The organism is Psychrobium sp. MM17-31, assembly GCF_022347785.1.
Classification (GTDB): Bacteria; Pseudomonadota; Gammaproteobacteria; order Enterobacterales; family Psychrobiaceae; genus Psychrobium.
Window position 1 is genome coordinate 262,575 of sequence record NZ_JAKRGA010000005.1, and the last position, 18,898, is coordinate 281,472.

The 18,898-nt window shown below is 43.0% G+C and carries 21 protein-coding genes; 4 read left to right on the top strand and 17 right to left on the bottom strand.

Annotated elements, in window-relative coordinates:
- Window positions 1-16 precede the first annotated feature (16 nt).
- The gene (locus tag MHM98_RS15895) at window positions 17-565 is read left to right on the top strand and encodes a DUF6795 domain-containing protein (protein WP_239440348.1); all 549 of its coding nucleotides are present in this window, start codon (window positions 17-19) and stop codon (window positions 563-565) included.
- A gap of 1 nt (window position 566) precedes the next feature.
- On the opposite strand, the gene MHM98_RS15900 is transcribed toward MHM98_RS15895, so the two are convergent.
- Window positions 567-1,091 carry a hypothetical protein gene (locus tag MHM98_RS15900; RefSeq protein ID WP_239440349.1) on the bottom strand — a complete coding sequence of 175 codons (525 nt, stop codon included), beginning with the start codon at window positions 1,089-1,091 and terminating at the stop codon, window positions 567-569.
- A gap of 152 nt (window positions 1,092-1,243) precedes the next feature.
- Here MHM98_RS15900 and MHM98_RS15905 point away from each other — a divergent pair, with 152 nt between their 5' ends.
- Window positions 1,244-1,480: a hypothetical protein gene (locus MHM98_RS15905; RefSeq protein WP_239440350.1), complete on the top strand. Its 237-nt coding sequence runs from the start codon at window positions 1,244-1,246 to the stop codon at window positions 1,478-1,480.
- Between the two features lie 51 nt (window positions 1,481-1,531).
- Here MHM98_RS15905 and MHM98_RS15910 read toward each other — a convergent pair whose 3' ends face one another.
- From MHM98_RS15910 to MHM98_RS15980, 15 genes are all read right to left on the bottom strand, one after another.
- Entirely contained in the window at window positions 1,532-1,951 is a 420-nt protein-coding gene (locus tag MHM98_RS15910) for a F0F1 ATP synthase subunit epsilon (protein ID WP_239440351.1), read from the bottom strand.
- A 17-nt stretch (window positions 1,952-1,968) separates the two neighbouring features.
- On the bottom strand, window positions 1,969-3,351 hold the full coding sequence (atpD, locus tag MHM98_RS15915) for a F0F1 ATP synthase subunit beta (RefSeq protein WP_239440352.1): 1,383 nt from the start codon (window positions 3,349-3,351) through the stop codon (window positions 1,969-1,971).
- 31 nt (window positions 3,352-3,382) lie between these two features.
- The gene (atpG, locus tag MHM98_RS15920; RefSeq protein WP_239440353.1) at window positions 3,383-4,249 is read right to left on the bottom strand and encodes a F0F1 ATP synthase subunit gamma; all 867 of its coding nucleotides are present in this window, start codon (window positions 4,247-4,249) and stop codon (window positions 3,383-3,385) included.
- Window positions 4,250-4,299: 50 nt separating this feature from the next.
- Window positions 4,300-5,841: a F0F1 ATP synthase subunit alpha gene (atpA, locus tag MHM98_RS15925; RefSeq protein ID WP_239440354.1), complete on the bottom strand. Its 1,542-nt coding sequence runs from the start codon at window positions 5,839-5,841 to the stop codon at window positions 4,300-4,302.
- Between the two features lie 14 nt (window positions 5,842-5,855).
- Window positions 5,856-6,389 carry a F0F1 ATP synthase subunit delta gene (gene atpH / locus MHM98_RS15930; protein WP_239440355.1) on the bottom strand — a complete coding sequence of 178 codons (534 nt, stop codon included), beginning with the start codon at window positions 6,387-6,389 and terminating at the stop codon, window positions 5,856-5,858.
- A 15-nt stretch (window positions 6,390-6,404) separates the two neighbouring features.
- The gene (atpF, locus tag MHM98_RS15935; RefSeq protein ID WP_239440356.1) at window positions 6,405-6,875 is read right to left on the bottom strand and encodes a F0F1 ATP synthase subunit B; all 471 of its coding nucleotides are present in this window, start codon (window positions 6,873-6,875) and stop codon (window positions 6,405-6,407) included.
- 38 nt (window positions 6,876-6,913) lie between these two features.
- Complete coding sequence (gene atpE / locus MHM98_RS15940) at window positions 6,914-7,168, bottom strand: F0F1 ATP synthase subunit C (protein ID WP_239440357.1); 255 nt, start codon at window positions 7,166-7,168, stop codon at window positions 6,914-6,916.
- Window positions 7,169-7,287: 119 nt separating this feature from the next.
- Entirely contained in the window at window positions 7,288-8,073 is a 786-nt protein-coding gene (atpB, locus tag MHM98_RS15945) for a F0F1 ATP synthase subunit A (RefSeq protein WP_239440358.1), read from the bottom strand.
- Window positions 8,074-8,076: 3 nt separating this feature from the next.
- Window positions 8,077-8,469 carry an ATP synthase subunit I gene (locus tag MHM98_RS15950; protein ID WP_239440359.1) on the bottom strand — a complete coding sequence of 131 codons (393 nt, stop codon included), beginning with the start codon at window positions 8,467-8,469 and terminating at the stop codon, window positions 8,077-8,079.
- Between the two features lie 354 nt (window positions 8,470-8,823).
- Window positions 8,824-9,729: a ParB/RepB/Spo0J family partition protein gene (locus MHM98_RS15955; RefSeq protein ID WP_239440360.1), complete on the bottom strand. Its 906-nt coding sequence runs from the start codon at window positions 9,727-9,729 to the stop codon at window positions 8,824-8,826.
- 40 nt (window positions 9,730-9,769) lie between these two features.
- On the bottom strand, window positions 9,770-10,561 hold the full coding sequence (locus MHM98_RS15960; protein WP_239440361.1) for a ParA family protein: 792 nt from the start codon (window positions 10,559-10,561) through the stop codon (window positions 9,770-9,772).
- Window positions 10,562-10,594: 33 nt separating this feature from the next.
- Window positions 10,595-11,215 (bottom strand): 16S rRNA (guanine(527)-N(7))-methyltransferase RsmG, encoded by a 621-nt coding sequence (gene rsmG, locus MHM98_RS15965; RefSeq protein WP_239440362.1) that lies wholly within the window; start codon window positions 11,213-11,215, stop codon window positions 10,595-10,597.
- 73 nt (window positions 11,216-11,288) lie between these two features.
- Window positions 11,289-12,053: a transporter substrate-binding domain-containing protein gene (locus tag MHM98_RS15970; RefSeq protein ID WP_239440363.1), complete on the bottom strand. Its 765-nt coding sequence runs from the start codon at window positions 12,051-12,053 to the stop codon at window positions 11,289-11,291.
- Between the two features lie 103 nt (window positions 12,054-12,156).
- Window positions 12,157-13,299, bottom strand: a complete 1,143-nt coding sequence (locus MHM98_RS15975) for a DUF418 domain-containing protein (protein WP_239440364.1) — start codon at window positions 13,297-13,299, stop codon at window positions 12,157-12,159.
- A 118-nt stretch (window positions 13,300-13,417) separates the two neighbouring features.
- Window positions 13,418-15,328 (bottom strand): hypothetical protein, encoded by a 1,911-nt coding sequence (locus tag MHM98_RS15980; protein ID WP_239440365.1) that lies wholly within the window; start codon window positions 15,326-15,328, stop codon window positions 13,418-13,420.
- Window positions 15,329-15,541: 213 nt separating this feature from the next.
- Here MHM98_RS15980 and MHM98_RS15985 point away from each other — a divergent pair, with 213 nt between their 5' ends.
- Both MHM98_RS15985 and MHM98_RS15990 read left to right on the top strand, forming a co-directional pair.
- Window positions 15,542-16,588, top strand: a complete 1,047-nt coding sequence (locus MHM98_RS15985; RefSeq protein WP_239440366.1) for a Gfo/Idh/MocA family oxidoreductase — start codon at window positions 15,542-15,544, stop codon at window positions 16,586-16,588.
- Window positions 16,589-16,700: 112 nt separating this feature from the next.
- The gene (locus MHM98_RS15990) at window positions 16,701-18,419 is read left to right on the top strand and encodes a permease (RefSeq protein WP_239440367.1); all 1,719 of its coding nucleotides are present in this window, start codon (window positions 16,701-16,703) and stop codon (window positions 18,417-18,419) included.
- Window positions 18,420-18,429: 10 nt separating this feature from the next.
- Here MHM98_RS15990 and MHM98_RS15995 read toward each other — a convergent pair whose 3' ends face one another.
- Window positions 18,430-18,852, bottom strand: coding sequence for an HIT domain-containing protein (locus MHM98_RS15995; RefSeq protein WP_239440368.1), 423 nt, complete (start codon window positions 18,850-18,852; stop codon window positions 18,430-18,432).
- Window positions 18,853-18,898 lie beyond the last annotated feature (46 nt).

Below are 18,898 nucleotides of genomic sequence, written 5' to 3' on the forward strand. Positions count from 1 at the left end.
AGCCTAATTTTCAACAATGACGTTTTCAGCTTTATTTTCCCCACGACACAGTATTCCCTTATTGGCATTGCTTTGGCTTTTCACAGCAAACCACGCAATAGCCAGCGCTCCGAAAGCCTATCACCTTTCACCAGAAGTCAACGGCCAGTTGTTTCGACTCGACAAGCCACTATCCGGCATTGAAGTCGTGCGCAAACTCAATTACCCCAACGGTGAGGAAATCACAGAAACTACCACCACAGATCGCGCCGGTAAATTTACCTTTGCCGAAAAGTCCGTTAGTGAGCTAACGCAAGGGAGCAAGCACCACGAGTCACAAGCGATTCAACTAATAGTTGCCAAATGGCGCAACAACTACCACATCCTATGGCAGCTGCGCCCATCAAGTGGACAGCAAGACACCACCATTACCCAAAAGCTCAGTGATCTGCACTGCGACCTCACCGATACCGAAGCAACCTATATTCTAAAAAGCGACAAGTACGACAACAGCAAACACCTGTTATATAGCGTATGCGACATCGACGGTACACGCGCCACACTGCGATATTCTTGGACCATGTGAGTTAAAACTGATAACTCACCATGATGGTACCTGCACCACGTTTTTCGTCACTTTTTGATGCTTTACCGTACCCCGCTTGTAATCTCACACGCCATCCCGACTGGTTGATGCCACTGAAATAATAGCTATAAGATAAGCCCGCACCATTTAAAGTTTCATCATCAAACGCTTCAGCTAACGCACAACCAAGCGTTTGACCAAATAACGCGCCGATATTATCTTCGTCCTTATCAACGACGCAATCATCGCCGTCATAGATTCCCACAGCACCAACAAAGCCGCCAAAGGCATGATTCAATCCTTCGCCATAGCCATGCTCAAAGCCCAATGCAAAACCATCGTCCAAACCCATGTTGTAATTTAAATACCAACGGTCTTGCTCATTGTTAGCCGCCATCGAGCCTTCAAGCGTCACAAAGTAGGGATAACCAACACCCGTAGTAAAGGATAAGTCGTTTGCTTGTACGTCAGTGGGCGAAAATAGTGCGCTCAGACCTAGCGCTAGTAAACCGATAATTTTTCTCATGTTTCTTCCTTGTGTAAATAAACTACATGCACACTAAACCAATTTGAATAACACAACAATACCAATAAATGTTTTGAAACAAATATGATCTAAATCAGCACAATAACATTAGAAAATACTAATATTAAAAATAAGCGGAAAAGGGGAAAGCAATGAACGATAAAAAGCGCATACGATTATTACAGATCATCATGCTTATCGGCATTTGTTTGATTTTATTGGGGCACTATTTTATTAGTTACGCCAACTTACCTGAGACTATGGGTGTTAAGGGCATTATCATTAGCGCGATGTGCATTGCGCTGGGCATTATTTTTTCCTTACCAACAAAAATCTATCTCACTATTTTGTTAATGCGACGAGAAAAGCCTGTTAAAGACGAAAAATAGCCATAAAAAAAGCGCCGTAAAGGCGCTTTTTTCAATCATTAACCCAAAGGCTTACTTTTTGCGTACCATCTCTAGTACACGTAGTTGAGCTACCGCTTGTGCTAATTGCTTAGCCGCTTCTGCGTAGTCCATTTCACCTGAGTGATTGTTAATGTTTTCTTCAGCAAGACGCTTAGCTTCAACAGCCGCTTCTTCGTCAAGATCATCACCACGGATAGCTACATCAGCAAGGATGTTAACTAGTGATGGTTGAACTTCAAGAATACCGCCAGAAAGGAAGATTACCTCTTCCTCGCCGTTCTGTTTTACTAGGCGAACCATGCCGGGCTTGATGCTTGTTAGTAATGGCGCGTGACCAGGCATAATACCTAAATCACCTGCATCACCAGAAACCTGTAAAGATTCTACGCGACCAGAGAATAATTGCCCTTCCGCGCTAACAACATCAAGATGTACAGTCATAGCAGCCATAGTTGTCTCCTAAGCGATTAAAGCTTGTTTGCTTTCTCAATTGCTTCGTCGATGCTACCAACCATGTAGAACGCTTGCTCTGGCATGTCGTCGTATTCGCCAGCTAAGATGCCTTTGAATCCTGCGATAGTATCTTTAAGTGCTACGTATTTACCTGGCGCGCCAGTGAATACTTCAGCAACGAAGAACGGTTGAGATAGGAAACGCTCAATCTTACGAGCACGAGTTACAGTTTGCTTATCTTCTTCAGATAGCTCATCCATACCTAGGATCGCGATGATGTCTTTTAGCTCTTTGTAACGTTGCAACGTGTTTTGTACGTTTTGTGCAATGTCGTAGTGCTCTTGACCAACAACTAATGGGTCAAGCTGACGAGACGTTGAATCTAGTGGATCGATTGCTGGGTAGATACCACGAGCAGCGATGTCACGAGAAAGTACAACAGTCGCATCTAAGTGAGCGAAGGTAGTTGCTGGAGATGGGTCAGTCAAGTCATCCGCAGGTACGTATACCGCTTGGATAGAAGTGATAGAACCTTTCTTAGTTGAAGTAATACGCTCCTGTAGTACACCCATTTCTTCAGCAAGAGTCGGTTGGTAACCTACCGCTGATGGCATACGACCTAGAAGTGCAGATACCTCAGTACCAGCTAGTGTGTAACGGTAGATGTTATCTACGAAAAGTAGTACGTCACGACCTTCGTCACGGAACTTCTCAGCCATAGTTAGGCCCGTTAATGCTACGCGTAAACGGTTTCCTGGTGGCTCATTCATTTGACCGTAAACTAGCGATACTTTATCAAGTACGTTAGATTCGTTCATCTCATGGTAGAAATCGTTACCCTCACGAGTACGCTCACCAACACCAGCGAATACAGAGTAACCACTGTGCTCGATCGCGATGTTACGGATAAGTTCCATCATGTTTACGGTTTTACCTACACCAGCACCACCGAATAGACCAACTTTACCACCCTTAGCGAATGGACATACAAGGTCGATTACTTTGATACCAGTTTCTAACAGATCGTTAGAGTTTGATTGTTCTTCGTAGCTTGGCGCTTCGCGGTGGATTTCCCAACGCTCTTCTTCACCAATAGGACCCGCTTCATCAATTGGGTTACCTAAAACGTCCATGATACGACCAAGTGTTTGAGTACCAACTGGTACTGTAATTGGACGTTCTGTGTTTTCTACTGTTAGGCCACGACGTAAACCGTCAGATGAACCCATGGCGATAGTACGAACTACGCCGCCGCCCAGCTGTTGCTGAACTTCTAGCACTAGGTTGTAACCTTCGTTAGTTACTTTTAGTGCGTCAAATACTTTTGGTACCGACTCTTGTGGGAATTCTACATCCACAACCGCGCCGATTACCTGTACTACGTTACCTAAACTCATGATCTATCCTCAAAGTTTATTAAGCCAATGCCTAAACAGCCGCCGCGCCGGCTACGATTTCACTCAGCTCTTGAGTGATGCTCGCCTGACGTGCTTTGTTGTAAACAAGTTGTAAATCGTCAATCAAGTCTGATGCGTTGTCTGTGGCGTTTTTCATAGCCATCATACGCGCAGCCATTTCACAAGCTACGTTTTCTACAACACCTTGATATACCTGAGACTCTACGTAACGCGTTAATAGAACATCTAATAGCTCTTTCGCGTCTGGCTCGTAGAGGTAATCCCAATGATGAGATTGCTCAGTGTTACCTTCTTGTTTCGGCAAAGGTAGTAGTTGATCGATCGATGGTTCTTGAACCATAGTGTTCACAAACTTGTTGTGTACCACGTATAGACGGTCCAACTCACCTTCGTCATATGCTTTTAACATGACCTGCACGTTACCAATCAGCTCGTTTAATGAAGGCGTATCACCCAAACCAGAAGTTTGTGCAACTACGTCGCCATTACCGAAGCTGTTGAAGAAGCTAATAGCTTTCGAACCAATTAGTGCGAATTTAACTTCAGCACCTTTAGTCGTCCACTCACCAGCATCTTTGGTAACTTTCTTAAACAAGTTAATGTTTAAGCCGCCACAAAGGCCACGATCACTTGAAATCACGATGTAACCAACGCGTTTCACATCACGCTCTTCTAAATAAGAGTGACGGTATTCCAAGTTACCTTCAGCGATATGACTAATCACTTGGCGCATGTTAGTGGCATATGGACGCGAAGCATTCATGCGATCTTGTAGACGACGCATTTTACTTGCAGCAACCATTTCCATTGCGCTAGTGATCTTCTGAGTGTTTTTAACACTCGCGATCTTAGTTTTTATCTCTTTTCCGCCAGCCATCTCTTCTTTCTCCAGTTAGTTAGGTGTTGTTGCCAACACCTATCACCGACTTAGTAAGTCTGAGTCGCTACGAAGTTATCTAGCAGTGCTTTAAGACCAGCTTCGATGTCAGCGTCGTATGCGCCTTTTTCGTTGATCTTAGCTAGCAGCTCGCTACCTTCGCTGTTTGCGTAAGAAAGTAGAGACGCTTCAAAATCGACAACTTTGTTGATTTCAACATCTTTCAAGTAACCTTTTTCTGCTGCGAAAACAACAACGCCTTGCTCGGCTACGCTTTGTGGAGCGTATTGTTTTTGCTTCATTAATTCAGTTACACGTTGACCATGCTCTAACTGAGCACGAGTTGCGTCATCTAGATCAGAAGAGAACTGAGCAAACGCCGCTAGTTCGCGGTATTGTGCTAGTGCAGTACGGATACCACCAGACAGTTTCTTGATGATCTTAGTTTGTGCAGCACCACCAACACGAGATACCGAGATACCTGGGTTAACAGCAGGACGTAAGCCTGAGTTAAATAGGTCAGTTTCTAAGAAGATTTGACCATCGGTAATCGAGATTACGTTAGTAGGTACGAATGCAGAAACGTCACCCGCTTGAGTTTCGATGATAGGTAGCGCAGTTAAAGAACCGGTTTGACCTTTTACTTCACCGTTAGTGAATTTTTCTACGTAATCAACGTTTACGCGAGCAGCACGCTCTAGTAGACGCGAGTGTAAGTAGAATACGTCACCTGGGTATGCTTCACGGCCTGGTGGACGACGTAAAAGTAGAGAGATTTGACGGTAAGCAACAGCTTGCTTAGACAGATCATCATATACGATTAGTGCATCTTCACCGCGGTCACGGAAGTACTCACCCATAGCACAACCTGAGTAAGGTGCTAGGTATTGAAGTGCAGCAGCTTCAGCAGCAGATGCAACAACAACAATAGTGTTTTCTAATGCGCCGTGCTCTTCTAGCTTACGTACAACGTTTGCAATAGTAGAAGCTTTTTGACCGATAGCTACGTATACACACTTAATGCCAGAGTTCTTCTGAGCAATGATAGCGTCGATAGCGATCGCAGTTTTACCTGTTTGACGGTCACCGATGATAAGCTCACGCTGACCACGACCAACTGGGATCATAGTATCGATTGCTTTAATACCAGTTTGTACTGGCTCATCAACTGATTGACGGTCGATTACACCAGGAGCGATAACTTCTACTGGAGAGTAACCATCGTTATCGATAGCGCCTTTACCATCGATTGGCTCACCTAGAGTGTTTACAACACGACCTAGTAGACCACGGCCTACTGGTACTTCAAGGATACGGCCTGTAGATTTTACTTTTACGCCTTCAGCTAGGTCAGCGTAAGGACCCATAACAACCGCACCTACTGAATCACGCTCTAAGTTAAGCGCGATCGCGTAGCGACTGCCTGGTAATTCAATCATCTCGCCTTGCATCACGTCCGCTAGGCCGTTGATGCGTAAGATACCGTCACTTACAGAAACGATAGTACCTTCGTTACGAGCTTCACTAACAACTTCGAATTGTTCGATACGTTGTTTGATCAGATCACTGATCTCAGTGGAATTTAGTTGCATGCTCTAATCCCCAATTACGATTGCAGCTGATTGCCAAGACGTTCTAATTTACCGCGGATAGATCCATCAATTAGGAGATCTTCAACACGGACAATTACGCCAGCAACCAGAGATTTATCAATACTTACGTTTAGCTTAACTTTACGTCCTAAACGCTTTTCAAGTGACGCGGCTAATTCAGCTTGTTGTGCGTCATTTAGTTCAGTAGCAGAAATAACATCTGCATCTACTTGCTGTTTGTACGCGTCAACGAACTCAGCAAATAGTACTGACACTTCAGGAAGTACTAATAAACGTTCATTTTGAGCCATAACTTTCATTAAGTTCTGACCATTTTCGTTGAGTTGCTCGCCACCGATCTTAATCATTAAGTCAGCTGCTTCGTTAGCAGCAGTGGTAGCTTTAAGCATAGAAACAACGGCATCATCAGATGCTACTTGACCCATAAAAGTGATCATTTCTAACCACGAGTCAACATTGTTGCTCTCAACAGCAAAATCGAATGCTGCTTTAGCATAAGGACGAGCGATGGTAGTGAATTCAGCCATTACTCTTATCCTCTATTACAGCTCGCCGACAAGTTTTTCAACAATGTCGTTCGCCGCAGCTTCATCGATTGAGCGCTCAAGAATTTTCTCAGCACCAGCAATTGCTAAAGTAGCAACTTGTTGGCGTAGGTCTTCTTTTGCACGGTTGCGTTCTGCTTCTACTTCTGCATAACCAGATGCGATGATTTTATCGCGCTCAGTCATAGCAGCAGTTTTTGCTTCGTCAACGATTTGTGCTTTGCGCTTGTTAGCTGCTTCAACGATTGCAGCAGCTTCCGCTTTTGCATCTTTCAGTTGATCTTTAGCAGAAGCTTGCGCTAGCTCTAAATCTTTAGTTGCACGTTCAGCAGAGGCCAAACCGTCAGCAATTTTTGCTTGACGCGCTTCAATTGCACTCATTAACGGTGGCCAGATATATTTCATACAAAATATAACGAACACTGCAAAAGCAATTGATTGACCTAATAGGGTTGCGTTCATATTCATAACGTCACTCCTCTAGTTAATTTAAAAGAGGTCGTTTATTAAGCCAAGAATGCAGCTAGTGGGTTAGTGAACAGCATGTACATAGCGATACCAACACCGATCATCGCGATCGCATCGATAAGACCAGCAACGATGAACATTTTAACTTGTAGCATTGGAGCCATTTCTGGTTGACGCGCAGCGCCTTCCAAGAATTTGCCACCTAAAATACCAAAGCCGATTGCTGTACCTAGTGCACCAAGACCGATTAGTAGTGCTACTGCGATTGCTGTAAAACCTAAGATAGTTTCCATTAGTTTCTCCAGATAGAGTTTTTAAAGTTAAAAATAAAAAATTAAATTTGTTTCATTTGTTAATTACTGATTGGCCGTGTTTCATGTAGTAACAGGGCGAAGAAATCGATAATTAACTATTAGTGATCTTCACAAGACATGCTTAAGTACACGATGGTTAACATCATGAAAATAAACGCTTGTAATAAAACTACCATGATATGGAACACTGCCCATACGAAATGTAACGGTAGTTGGAACACGCCAAGTAGCGCGATCAAGAAGAAGATCATTTCACCAGCGTACATGTTTCCGAATAAACGTAGACCCAATGAAATTGGCTTAGCGATTAACGCCACCACTTCCATCACTAAGTTTACTGGGATGAATGCCCAATGATTAAATGGCTGCATAGTTAGTTCTTTTGCAAACCCACCAAGACCTTTCATCTTGATGCTGTAGAAAATCATTAGAGCAAATACACTGAGAGACATACCTAGCGTAATGTTAGGATCAGTCGTAGGTACCACACGCATGTACTCAACACCCATTGCTTGAGAAGCCATTGGCAACCAGTCAACAGGGATTAAATCCATTGTATTCATGAGAACAATCCACACGAATATAGTCAATGAAAGAGGAGCAATAAGCGCACTTTTACCATGGAATGTATCTTTGACAGTAGCGTCAACGAACTCAATAGTCATTTCGATAAAACATTGGAATTTACCAGGAACGCCCGTCGTTGCTTTTTTAGCAGCAGAGCGGAAGATCCATAGGAAAAGTAAACCAAGGCCAACCGAAAAAATGAGCGAATCCAGATTAACATGCCAGAAACTACTAGTATCACCAACCTGCAAATTATGAAGGTGATGAAGAATGTAATCGCCAGATGTTTGAGGTCCACCAGTATCAGATGCAGACATCTTCTATCCCACTTTTTTGGATTTAAAAATTAATGGTGAAAGCCAATGAAGAACAATTGCCAACGCGTATGTAACGAATAGTGGCAAATAAATCACGTCCAAAGTCTTAAACACCACCCAAAATAGCACTATCACTAAAACAAGCTTGAGTGCTTCGCCTTTAAAGAAATCACTCAGGATTTCTCGTGAGGCGCTCGCTCCGGCATTGCGAAAAGCTAAAGTTGCAAAAACAAAGTTTGGGAAAATAGAAATCAATCCACCACAAAGTGCTGATACTGCTGCCATTTTGCCATTTGTTAGGAAGAAAATAAGTGAAGCCAATAACACGGCAACCGTTTGAAGACCAATCAACTTATAGGCTGTTGATCGACCTTTAGAAGCCAGCTTTTTGACCAATTTATTTACTCCGCAACTTGCTTATCTTAGTGATGAGCCATCTTATGAAAAATAACTCAATATACTGCGCCGAAAAAAGCATGCGGAAGTATACGTTTTCTGGCTAATATTGCAACTGAATCAAGGGGTGTTTTGACATAATAATACAGAATTTGAGACTAAAGGAGGATGCCCCACTACATATTGTGTTACACATTCGTGAAAATCACCAAACAAAGGCCAGATCGGATCTCTAAGGGATGATTAACAAAAATTTCACAGAGTTAGGAAATTTTTATTCATGAATTATGACTAAAAAGTGACCTCACCGAAGACATCAATTAAGCCTATCGGCGATATCACCAATTAAAATGACTAATCTTGCAGTTTTAGGTGAGCTAACACACCTTCAAGTTCGTCATTTGAAGTATAAGAAATAACCAGTTTACCTTTACCTTTGCCATTGTCGTTAATGGCGACTTTGGCACCTAAATGATCGGTTAGGCGTTGTTGTAGGCTAGCGATATTAGGATCAACGGCTTTTTCTTTTTTCTCAGGTTCGCCTTTAAGCGCTTTTTGCACTAAACGCTCAGTTTCGCGTACCGTCAGGCTTTTATCCGCTACAACACGGGCATTTTCACTTTGTAATTCACCCGATAAACCAAGCAATGCACGGGCATGCCCCATATCGATATCACCGCGCTCTAATAGCAACTTAACATCGTCATTTAATGTATTAAGTCGTAAAAGATTACTTACTGTAGTACGAGATTTACCCACTTCATCGGCCACTTGCTGATGAGTCAGTTCAAATTCGTTAATCAAGCGATCTAAAGCAACGGCTTCTTCCATCGCATTGAGATCTTCGCGCTGAATGTTCTCGATAAGTGCCATAGCCATGGTTGATTGATCGTCAACTTCTTTCACTAAACACGGCACTTCACTTAATTGTGCAAGCTGTGCAGCACGCCAACGGCGCTCACCAGCAATAATCTCGTATTTATCGCTATCGTCGAGCTGACGCACGATAATCGGCTGAATAATGCCCTGAGTTTTAATAGAGCTCGCCAGATCATCTAATGCATCTTCAGACATGTCTTTACGTGGCTGATATTCACCGCGTTGTAAAAATTCTACTGGCAATTGGCGCAGTTCGCCTTCTTGCTCTTCGACAACAGGTTGCGCTTGCTTATCGGCTTCTACTTGTTTGGTACGTGCGGTATTACTAGTACTTAATAGGGCGTCTAAACTCTTACCTAAACCACGCTTTTTAACTGACATCTTTATTTAAACTCTATTTTTATTTTTGATGGTTGGCTGGCTAGCCCGCCAAAGGTTTTTCTGGTTCTTGTTCGGCGCGTCGTAACATTTCACCGGCAAGTGCTAAGTAGGCTTTAGAGCCTGTAGACGATTTGTCGTAATACATCGCTGGTGCACCAAAACTAGGCGCTTCAGCTAAACGCACGTTACGCGGAATAACGGTGCGATAAACTTTTTCGCCAAAGTGCTGTTTTAGCTGATCAGAAACATCGTTGGCTAAGCGATTACGCGGATCATACATGGTGCGTAAAATACCCTCGATAGCCAAATCAGGATTCACAACAGCCGCTAGCTTACTAATGGTATCAACCAAGGCTGTTAAGCCTTCTAGCGCGAAATATTCACACTGCATAGGTACTAATACGCTATCGGCAGCCGACATCGCATTAATGGTTAATAGGTTCAACGCAGGTGGACAATCGATAAAGATGAAATCATAGTCATCCTTAATCGGTGCTAAACCGTTTTTAAGGCGCATTTCACGGGCAAAGAATTCAATTAGTTTGATTTCTGCAGCTGTTACATCAGCATTGGCAGCAATGAGGTCGTAATGCCCAGAAGTGTCTTTAACAATCACTTCTTCAACTGGCATTTCATCCACTAATAAATCATAAGCTGTGGTCGGCACTTCGTATTTATCGACACCACTGCCCATGGTGGCATTGCCTTGCGGATCGAGATCGATAAGTAATACTTTACGACGTGTGGCAGCTAAAGACGCAGCCAAGTTTACTGCGGTCGTGGTTTTGCCAACGCCGCCCTTTTGGTTTGCTACTGCAATAATTCTTGCCACAAGCTTGTCCTTTATTGTTGAGAAGTTATTGTCTTATGCCTGCTTGATCACAACTAAGTGACGCTCGCCTTCTAGCTCTGGCACCGTCAGTGGGTGAATCACATCGAGTGCTAATTCAGCCTTTAAGTGGTCTAATTCTTCCTGCGGAACTAGGCCTTTCAAGGCGTAAAATTTGCCTTGAGAGTGCGGTAAATGATGACACCAATCGAGCATATCGTCCAGTGATGCAAATGCACGACTAATTACGCCATCAAACCCTTGATTATCTTCAAATTCTTCAACACGCGACTGCACTGGTGTTACATTCTTTAAACCCAATTCGTGAATCACCTGCTTAATAAAGCGAATGCGTTTACCCAAACTGTCGAGTAAGAAGAATTCTTTGTCCGGGTTTAAAATGGCTAATGGCAACCCCGGTAAACCAGGACCTGTGCCAACATCAATAAAACGCTGACCATCCAAATGCGGGGACACCACAATGCTATCCATAATGTGTTTAACTAACATTTCACGAGGATCACGTACTGAGGTTAGGTTGTACGCTTTGTTCCACTTGTTGAGCAACTGAACTAAAGAAACCAGTTGCGCCTGATGCGCCTGTGGAATATCTAAATCAGTTTGATCGATAAGGTGTTGTAGTTGCTCTGCTAGCACAATAAGCACTCGTAAATTTGATAATGCGGCGAATTTTATAATGAATTGCCAATATTACCAAGCGCCACTGTCGTTATCTTAAGCTGGCGTTGAAGTTATTAATGAGTTTTTGATATTCGCCGCTTTTTTTCAGCTTAGCGAGGCCTTGCTCAAACTTTTTTTGCAAGCGCTGATTCGCTGCATTCTTTTTTGAAAACATTACAGATAATGGCTCTACCAGCAATGGTTTTGAAGAGAAGGCCAAGGCTTTACTCTGACGTTTCGAAAACTTTCTCTTTAACATATCGCGTCCGACATCTTCAGCAATTGGAAATGCATCAATACGGGTGCCAATGAGTTTTTTGAAATTTATCTTGTCTGAGTTCGCTACCTGAACCTTAATACGCCCTTGCTGCTGTGCGTCGGCGAATTCATCACCGTAATAATAGGTTTTAGTCGCACCAAAGACAGGAATCTTATTGGTGGGTAATTTCTCCCAATGAATAGGGTGGCTTTTTCGATAAAAAAGCACCACTTTAGGCGAATAAATTGGGGAAGAAAAGGTCGCAAAAGCTTTGCGCTCTTCTGTTGGAGTCCAACCAACTGACGCATCGACTTTACCTGCTTCAATTAACTTAAAGGTTTTGCTGGATGACATTGCTTTAAACTTAACCCGTACATTCTCAAGCTCAAAAGCACGTTTTACAACGTGATTTAAAACGCCTTTATTAGGCAGAGACTGTGAAATAAAAGGTTTGTATTCGCTGTAGGCAATAGTGATAGTAAAAGCGTGGGCAGAAAAAGCAAATAGCCACGAAAAAGTCAGCAACGCTAGCAATCTAAGCATCTGATTTTTCATGGCTATCCTTAATATGAATTCTTTCTAACTAATCCATAGTACTAATTTTGATCGAAATTTCAACTATTATAGTTAACCACATCAACTAACTACAATTTAAAGGCTAAGCTATTGGTTTCGCTTTTTTATAAACCTGATCGCGCCATAGTTTTTCAAGCGGCCCTTGGCCTTTGTATTTTTGCCATAAGTTGGCCAAGATAATTTGAATCACCGTCATCACTCCTGCAACCGCCATTAAGTGATGGAGTAACCAATCGCCGTGATTATCAGCTAAGAACACTCGGAAGGTTAGCGCCATAGTCAACGATTGGAATATATACAGTGTAAAGGCCATTTTTCCGCAATTTTGCAAGAACATTAACCACTGTGGTTTAGCCGTAACAATTTTAACTAGACGTGAAGCAACGGCCAGAATCATCATTAAACCACCGACCCAATTTAACGGCCCGTTAGTCCATAATGCATTTTTAAAGTCCGTTTCAAAAATCATGTATAGCTGGAAGACACTCAAGGCGCCACCAAGCGTAAACAAAATTAATTCGTTGGCTAAACTCGTGCCATGGCTGAAGAACCCTCGCTTCATTAATGACATACCAATCAGCATACCACCTGCAGTCATCCAGAAAATAACAGGAAATAGGAATACCATGTTCATTCCCATCATCAAGTTGTAATTAAAGAAGTTCTCAAATGACCCTACAGGATTCATCATGGCTGCAAATTCAGGATCTGGTTGCATCATGTCTTGCGGGAACAAGGATATTAACCACGCAATTCCCATCAATAACAGCATGCCGACAAAAATAAAGATAACACCACGACGCATTAATTGAGCTGGCTCTTTTTCGCTCCATTTGTAAATAATGATGCCTGTTAAGCCATAGGTTAAAAGAATGTCACCGAAAAATAGTACGGTAATGTGAATGAAACCAAACAAGATAAGTAAGCCCAAACGGGTAGACATCAACGGGTAAGGCTCAAAGTTTTTAGCGCGGGCGCGTTCTAAAAACATCACGATGCCGGCACCAAACAGCACGCAAAACAGCGAAATAAAACGTTCTTTAGCGAGTAACGTTTGAAAGATAAACGCCGTTTTTTCAGTATCTGTCGCCTGGCCATCAAAATTGACGTTAGTATACGCCTCAAATGACATCGCAAACGCCACAATATTCATAAATAGAATGCCTAAGATTGCGATACCGCGTAATAAATCTAAGCTGACAATCCGGTCCATTGTTGTATTCATAATTCTCCCCAATAAAAAAGGCTTGGAATGACCCAAGCCTTTTAAAAGTAACATATTAAGTAACGTTAAGCCGTTAGATTTATGCAACTATTTGTTTACATTTTGTAAGCGCGACAACTTAATCTGTCTTTTCGCCTTCTTGTTGCTGCTCATTGCGAAGGAAACCAGCAGCTTGCTCTTCTTGCGTATGGCCCAATTGTGATGGGTTATGGCGTGACGCTTCATTAACTTTTAAGATATTTTCAGCGTGTTGTAAGTCAACAGTATTGGTGAAACCAGCAATGTTTTCACGATCGCGTAAGAAACCTTTAATCTCATCAACAATGCTCGATAACTCGCTATCGTTTTTGTGCATCGACATCACGTAACGCGGCATTTCAATGTTCTGGCTACCGGCAGTTGCGAATGTGCTACTGGTAATACGTGAGCTAACAACCCATGGTGTAATCGACGACTTAACCACTACGTTTTCACTGCGGGTTGAATCGTGAATCGACATACCTGTAGAAATCTTAGATTCCGTAAAAGTACCATCGGTCTTCATGTACATCAGTAGCGAGTCAAATTGTAATTCAGCCCAGAAAACATTTGAGAAGTTTTCTAACATGCGGCCAATGGTTAATACGATTTGCCACATAAACAAGGTACTTAAGAAAGTAAAGGCGATTGCAGAACCATTTTCGATAATAGGCTGTAGCGATGCAATAACGGCATTTTCACTGCCACGAGTGCGCGGTGGATTAGCCATTAAATCTTTCACAAATTCAATCGCAGTACCGATTTGATCGGCTAAGCCAAAGAATAATAGAGAGGCAACAACCAGTAAGACTTGGCCAACAACAGTACTGGCGTATCGAGCGCTCTTAAAAGCACCATCAACTTGGGCAGGTTTAAACTCAGGTTGAGTTTCAACTAATAGCTCACCAGAAAAAGACCCCTTGCCTTGGCTCTCTTCTTTTAGCGTTGGATCGAATGCGCGATAAGTACGATTTGGGATCTCTTTGTATCGACGATTTGCTAAAACGATGTTTTCGATGTTAATGAAAATTTCGTTCGGATGAACAGACTCTTGCAGGTTTTCACGAAACTCACTCACGTCAGTCACTGGCTTAGCGCTTTTAGTACGTACAGTAATCATGTAAAGCACTAGCACACTAGTTAGCGCGCCCAAACCCAATAACAATAACAAACTAGGCCATGCCGAGAACATTTCAACGTTTTCAAACAAGCGAGCTGCTGTCGCCTGACCATTAGTTTTGCCATTAATAAATTGGTACAGAAAACCAATGATTACAGGGAATAAAATAGAGAACGCAATCACTTTTGCCAGACTGGCCGCACCTGCTGTTTGCAGTGTTTTAACGCGATCAATTCGTACCGCATTCGCAGAGCTGCGCCATGCACCCACTAGGTAAATTAGCAACAATAATGAGAAGGCAGGAATAATAATATGACCCGCTTCACCCGCTAAGCCACTAGATGACACGAAGTAAGTTAAACCAAAGGCCACAAAAGCAACGATAGTGGTCACTAGTACTGAGACAATTTCCTGCAAGATATTGCGAAATTGATACGGCAAGAAAATAAGCTTTGGAAAAATTGAGTGAACCAAACGCCCCATCCAGCCTTTAGGCTCGGTGAAGGTTACGTTTTTACGACCCATTAGCATCGACTCTAAATCAGCGCCTTTGTAAGCCAACGAACGCGACTTAGCTTCTAACTTAGCGTTATCAGCTTCACTTTGAGTAAAGTTGTAAGCAAGAGATGATGGTACCGAGCGACCCACGAAGAATTTGAATAAGAAAAATAGCCCCTTGCCTGCACGGCGCAAACCTGCGACTAATAACAGCAAACCAACGATGGCGTAAATCCATGCCTGTGTCAGATCTTGTTCGATAATTGAAGTCGTTTTAAAGATGCTGTAAAGGCCAATTGCAGCGGTAATAAAACCACCGATGGCGCGAATTACACCTTCTTGTTTAAACGGGTTCTTAATCCCTAAACCAGAGGAGCCAAAATCAAATGCCATTGAGTTATTCCTTAGCTAAAAAGTGATAAAAATGAAGTTATTATAATTGCCGATAAAATACAGCAATCGGGTGATTTAAACAATTGTACACAAGCATAAATACTGACTTTTTATTGAACGAGATTCAGTTTCAATTCACTTTGATTCTGATCAATAAGCCCCCTTTAAATTTGCGGTACTGTTAGGCTATCTTTTTCACTCTGGAATTTGGCCATGGGCAAAGCGTCACCAACAACTCCTATCAAAACTGCACTAGTCGGTTTTGGTACTTCAGGCAAACACTTACACCTGCCGTTGTTGCAAGCCGATGCCAACTTTCAATTAGTTGCGGTATCGACTCATCGCTCTAATGTATCTAATGGCCTCCCGCGAGGCTGCAGTCAGCGCTCGTTTACTCAGGTCATTGACGATCCAACGATTGAACTCGTAGTCATCGCCACACCTAATGACAGCCATTTTGACTTAGCTAAAAAGGCGCTTGAGCACGGTAAGCATGTGGTGGTTGAAAAACCTATTGCCTTAAAGAGTGAAAACGCGCAGATCCTAATTGAATTAGCCAAGAAACATGACCGTACCATTACCAGTTTTCACAATCGCTTGTGGGACTGTGATTTCTTAGCGATAAAATCAATTATCAACGATGAAAAGTTAGGGAAATTACACTCGTATTCTGCCCGTGTTGACCGCTATCAACCTAATGTCATTAGTAACTGGCGCGATAATCCACAGTTTGGCGGCGCGGTATGGGAGCTAGCACCTAACTTGATCGTGCAAATTCTTACCTTGTTTGGCAAACCACAAAGTGTCTTTGCAGACGTATCTACTTTACGTGCCAAAGCAAAAGCACCAGACAACTTCTATTTGCGTTTAGCTTATCCAAAACTCAACGTTGAGATACGCACCAGCTCATTAGTTAAACATTCTGGCCCGCGCTTTGTGATCCACGGCGATTTGGGAAGTTTTATAAAACAAGGGATAGATCCGCAACACCAGCAGCTCAAAAAAGGTATCACTCCGTGTGACAATCAATTTGGCAAAGAACAAATTGATGATTGGGGCTCTTTATATACCAACAATAGCGATGAAGAAATCTTAGTACCTTCACCTGCTGGCGACTATTGCGCTTTCTATCGCCACCTCTTTGATACCATTAGACACCAAGCACCGTTACCTTGTGACAATCAACTTGCCGTTGATATGGTGCAAATTATTGAAGCATCACAACAATCTAACGAATCGAAGCAAGTCGTTACGCTATAGTTTTTTGGCGAAAAAAATCGCCATAAAATTTGCGTTAGCTCTCATGTAATTAGTAGAGTGAGGCAGAGTGCTATGTTATAGTATCACGCTGTTTTGTTAACGTTCTTTATTAATGATTTTACTACTGAGCATACTGGCGCTGTTAATCGGCCCTTTGCTATTCAACTACACAAGTAAACATGCCAAGATGCTCGACCTGTTCGACGGATTCATCTTTGTGGTTATCGGTGGTTTAGTCATTTTCCACATCTTGCCTGAGGCTATTGAAACCGTTGGCTTGTGGAGCATTCTATTTGTTGGGCTTGGATTACTTGGCCCCAGCTTAGCAGAGCACTTTTTTCACAAAGCTGCCGCGTTAACTCACAAATCAACCTTAATCCTTGGCGTATTCGGGCTAGTTGCCCACAGCCTCACCGATGGCACAGCGTTAGTTGAAGACCCCACGTTTGATCAACTCACTTTAATCATTGCCGTTATCGCTCATCGTCTGCCCGTCGGCCTAACCGTTTGGTGGTTGTTGCGCCCTCACTTTGGCAAAGGTATCGCTTTAATAGTGTTAGCACTAATGGCCATTGGTACAGCCGTTGGCTCAGTAATGAGTGAACAACTGCTGCCACAAGTTAACGCACAAACGGTAGCATTGTTAGAGAGCTTTATCGCGGGTTCTGTTCTACACGTGGTATTCCACCGTCCTTATGCCGAACATCACCACGGCGAAACCAACGCCGCAACTCAATTCGATGGTTTAGGCTCGCTGTTAGGGGTGATTTGTTTAGTGATAATTTTGATGACCGGGCACGAACACGACAATGCTGAGGCGCATCAACAATTAGATTTATTGGTTGAATTAGCGTTAATGCTATCGCCGTTTTTACTTGCCGCGTATTTCCTATCAAGCGTTACCAAGCTGCTATTTTCAGACAGTTATTCCATTAACGTTGCCACTGAAAAGCCAAGTAAATCACAAACATTACGCGGTGCATTACTCGGCTTGCCACTACCATTTTGTATTCCAGACGCCACTAAGGCCTATAAGCTGCTGCAAAAACAAGGGACTAATGCCACCATGGCGTTAGCATTTTTAGTATCTGCGCCAATTTTAGGCTTTGAATCGCTACTCGTTTCTCTGCCACTACTTGGAATCGAGACCACCGCCGTTCGATTAGCCTGTGCCCTCATTATTATCATTTGTATTGCGCTAATGCTGGCGCGCTTCATTCCATCACAACCACCGGTGAAGGCTGAAAAACAGGATGAAATTGCCAACAAACTTAAGCATGCACTGCGTCATGGCTACGAGCATCTACTCGATCACACAGCGCCTTGGCTAATGGTTGGTTTAGTACTGGCAACTTTACTTACTTTTGGACAGCATCAAGCCCAGTGGTATGACATTTTGCTAGTTGCCGCTATCGCACTGCCATTTAGACTTTGCGCCACGGGCATAACGCCTTTAGCGGCCGCCATGTTAATTAGTGGCTGGAGTCCAGGTAGCGCATTAACGCTACTATTGATTGGTCCAGCCATTAATATCGAACTCTTGAAGTTTATTGCTCATCGCCACGGCTACAAATTAGCTTGGGCATTTAGCATTTTACTGCCGAGTATTGTGATTGGCTTAGGATATACGGTAGATGCGACACTTAGCTTATCAGTGCCGCAATTATTGGATATTGACCACGCTTCAGAAACCAATTTATTTGAAGTGATTTGCTTAGCAATTATCTTAACCTTGATTTCTTGGTCATTGCTGAGACGCGGTGCACGTGCTTTTGTAGCAGAACTATTGCCTAAGTTCGAGCTATTTAGCCACAAGCACCATCATCACTAGGCCCTAACACTTAAGCGTTAAAACCTAGCTTATTTGCAAGTATTGATTGAATGCGAGACTGACGCGTCACTAATTCTGTTTCCGAGAAAGGTACGGCATCACCTACCCCCCAAATTGGTCCCGGCCAAGTGCCATCATCACTAAAACGTACCACGTGATGCACGTGCAGTTGTGACACCACATTACCAAGTGCCGCGACATTCATACTCTCGCCATGAAACTCCGTCATTAACGCCTGAGCTAAGGTCGAAGATTCCTCACACAACTGTTGCTGCAGCTCAGCACTCAACTGATAACTCTCAGTAATGTTGGCAACCTTAGGCACCAAAATACACCACGGATAACGACTATCTCTACTCATTAACACTACCGACAACGGAAAATGACCAACTACCACAGTATCCTTGGCCAAGCGCGCATCTAGTTCAAACATCTAACACCCTAAATTTATTACACATTATTTTTAAGTAACCCAGCCG

Coding starts and splice junctions, on each gene's coding strand:
- MHM98_RS15895 (WP_239440348.1), top strand. CDS start 17: ATGACGTTTTCAGCTTTATTTTCCCCACGACACAGTATTCCCTTATTG.
- MHM98_RS15900 (WP_239440349.1), bottom strand. CDS start 1,091: ATGAGAAAAATTATCGGTTTACTAGCGCTAGGTCTGAGCGCACTATTT.
- MHM98_RS15905 (WP_239440350.1), top strand. CDS start 1,244: ATGAACGATAAAAAGCGCATACGATTATTACAGATCATCATGCTTATC.
- MHM98_RS15910 (WP_239440351.1), bottom strand. CDS start 1,951: ATGGCTGCTATGACTGTACATCTTGATGTTGTTAGCGCGGAAGGGCAA.
- atpD (WP_239440352.1), bottom strand. CDS start 3,351: ATGAGTTTAGGTAACGTAGTACAGGTAATCGGCGCGGTTGTGGATGTA.
- atpG (WP_239440353.1), bottom strand. CDS start 4,249: ATGGCTGGCGGAAAAGAGATAAAAACTAAGATCGCGAGTGTTAAAAAC.
- atpA (WP_239440354.1), bottom strand. CDS start 5,841: ATGCAACTAAATTCCACTGAGATCAGTGATCTGATCAAACAACGTATC.
- atpH (WP_239440355.1), bottom strand. CDS start 6,389: ATGGCTGAATTCACTACCATCGCTCGTCCTTATGCTAAAGCAGCATTC.
- atpF (WP_239440356.1), bottom strand. CDS start 6,875: ATGAATATGAACGCAACCCTATTAGGTCAATCAATTGCTTTTGCAGTG.
- atpE (WP_239440357.1), bottom strand. CDS start 7,168: ATGGAAACTATCTTAGGTTTTACAGCAATCGCAGTAGCACTACTAATC.
- atpB (WP_239440358.1), bottom strand. CDS start 8,073: ATGTCTGCATCTGATACTGGTGGACCTCAAACATCTGGCGATTACATT.
- MHM98_RS15955 (WP_239440360.1), bottom strand. CDS start 9,729: ATGTCAGTTAAAAAGCGTGGTTTAGGTAAGAGTTTAGACGCCCTATTA.
- MHM98_RS15970 (WP_239440363.1), bottom strand. CDS start 12,053: ATGAAAAATCAGATGCTTAGATTGCTAGCGTTGCTGACTTTTTCGTGG.
- MHM98_RS15975 (WP_239440364.1), bottom strand. CDS start 13,299: ATGAATACAACAATGGACCGGATTGTCAGCTTAGATTTATTACGCGGT.
- MHM98_RS15980 (WP_239440365.1), bottom strand. CDS start 15,328: ATGGCATTTGATTTTGGCTCCTCTGGTTTAGGGATTAAGAACCCGTTT.
- MHM98_RS15985 (WP_239440366.1), top strand. CDS start 15,542: ATGGGCAAAGCGTCACCAACAACTCCTATCAAAACTGCACTAGTCGGT.
- MHM98_RS15990 (WP_239440367.1), top strand. CDS start 16,701: ATGATTTTACTACTGAGCATACTGGCGCTGTTAATCGGCCCTTTGCTA.
- MHM98_RS15995 (WP_239440368.1), bottom strand. CDS start 18,852: ATGTTTGAACTAGATGCGCGCTTGGCCAAGGATACTGTGGTAGTTGGT.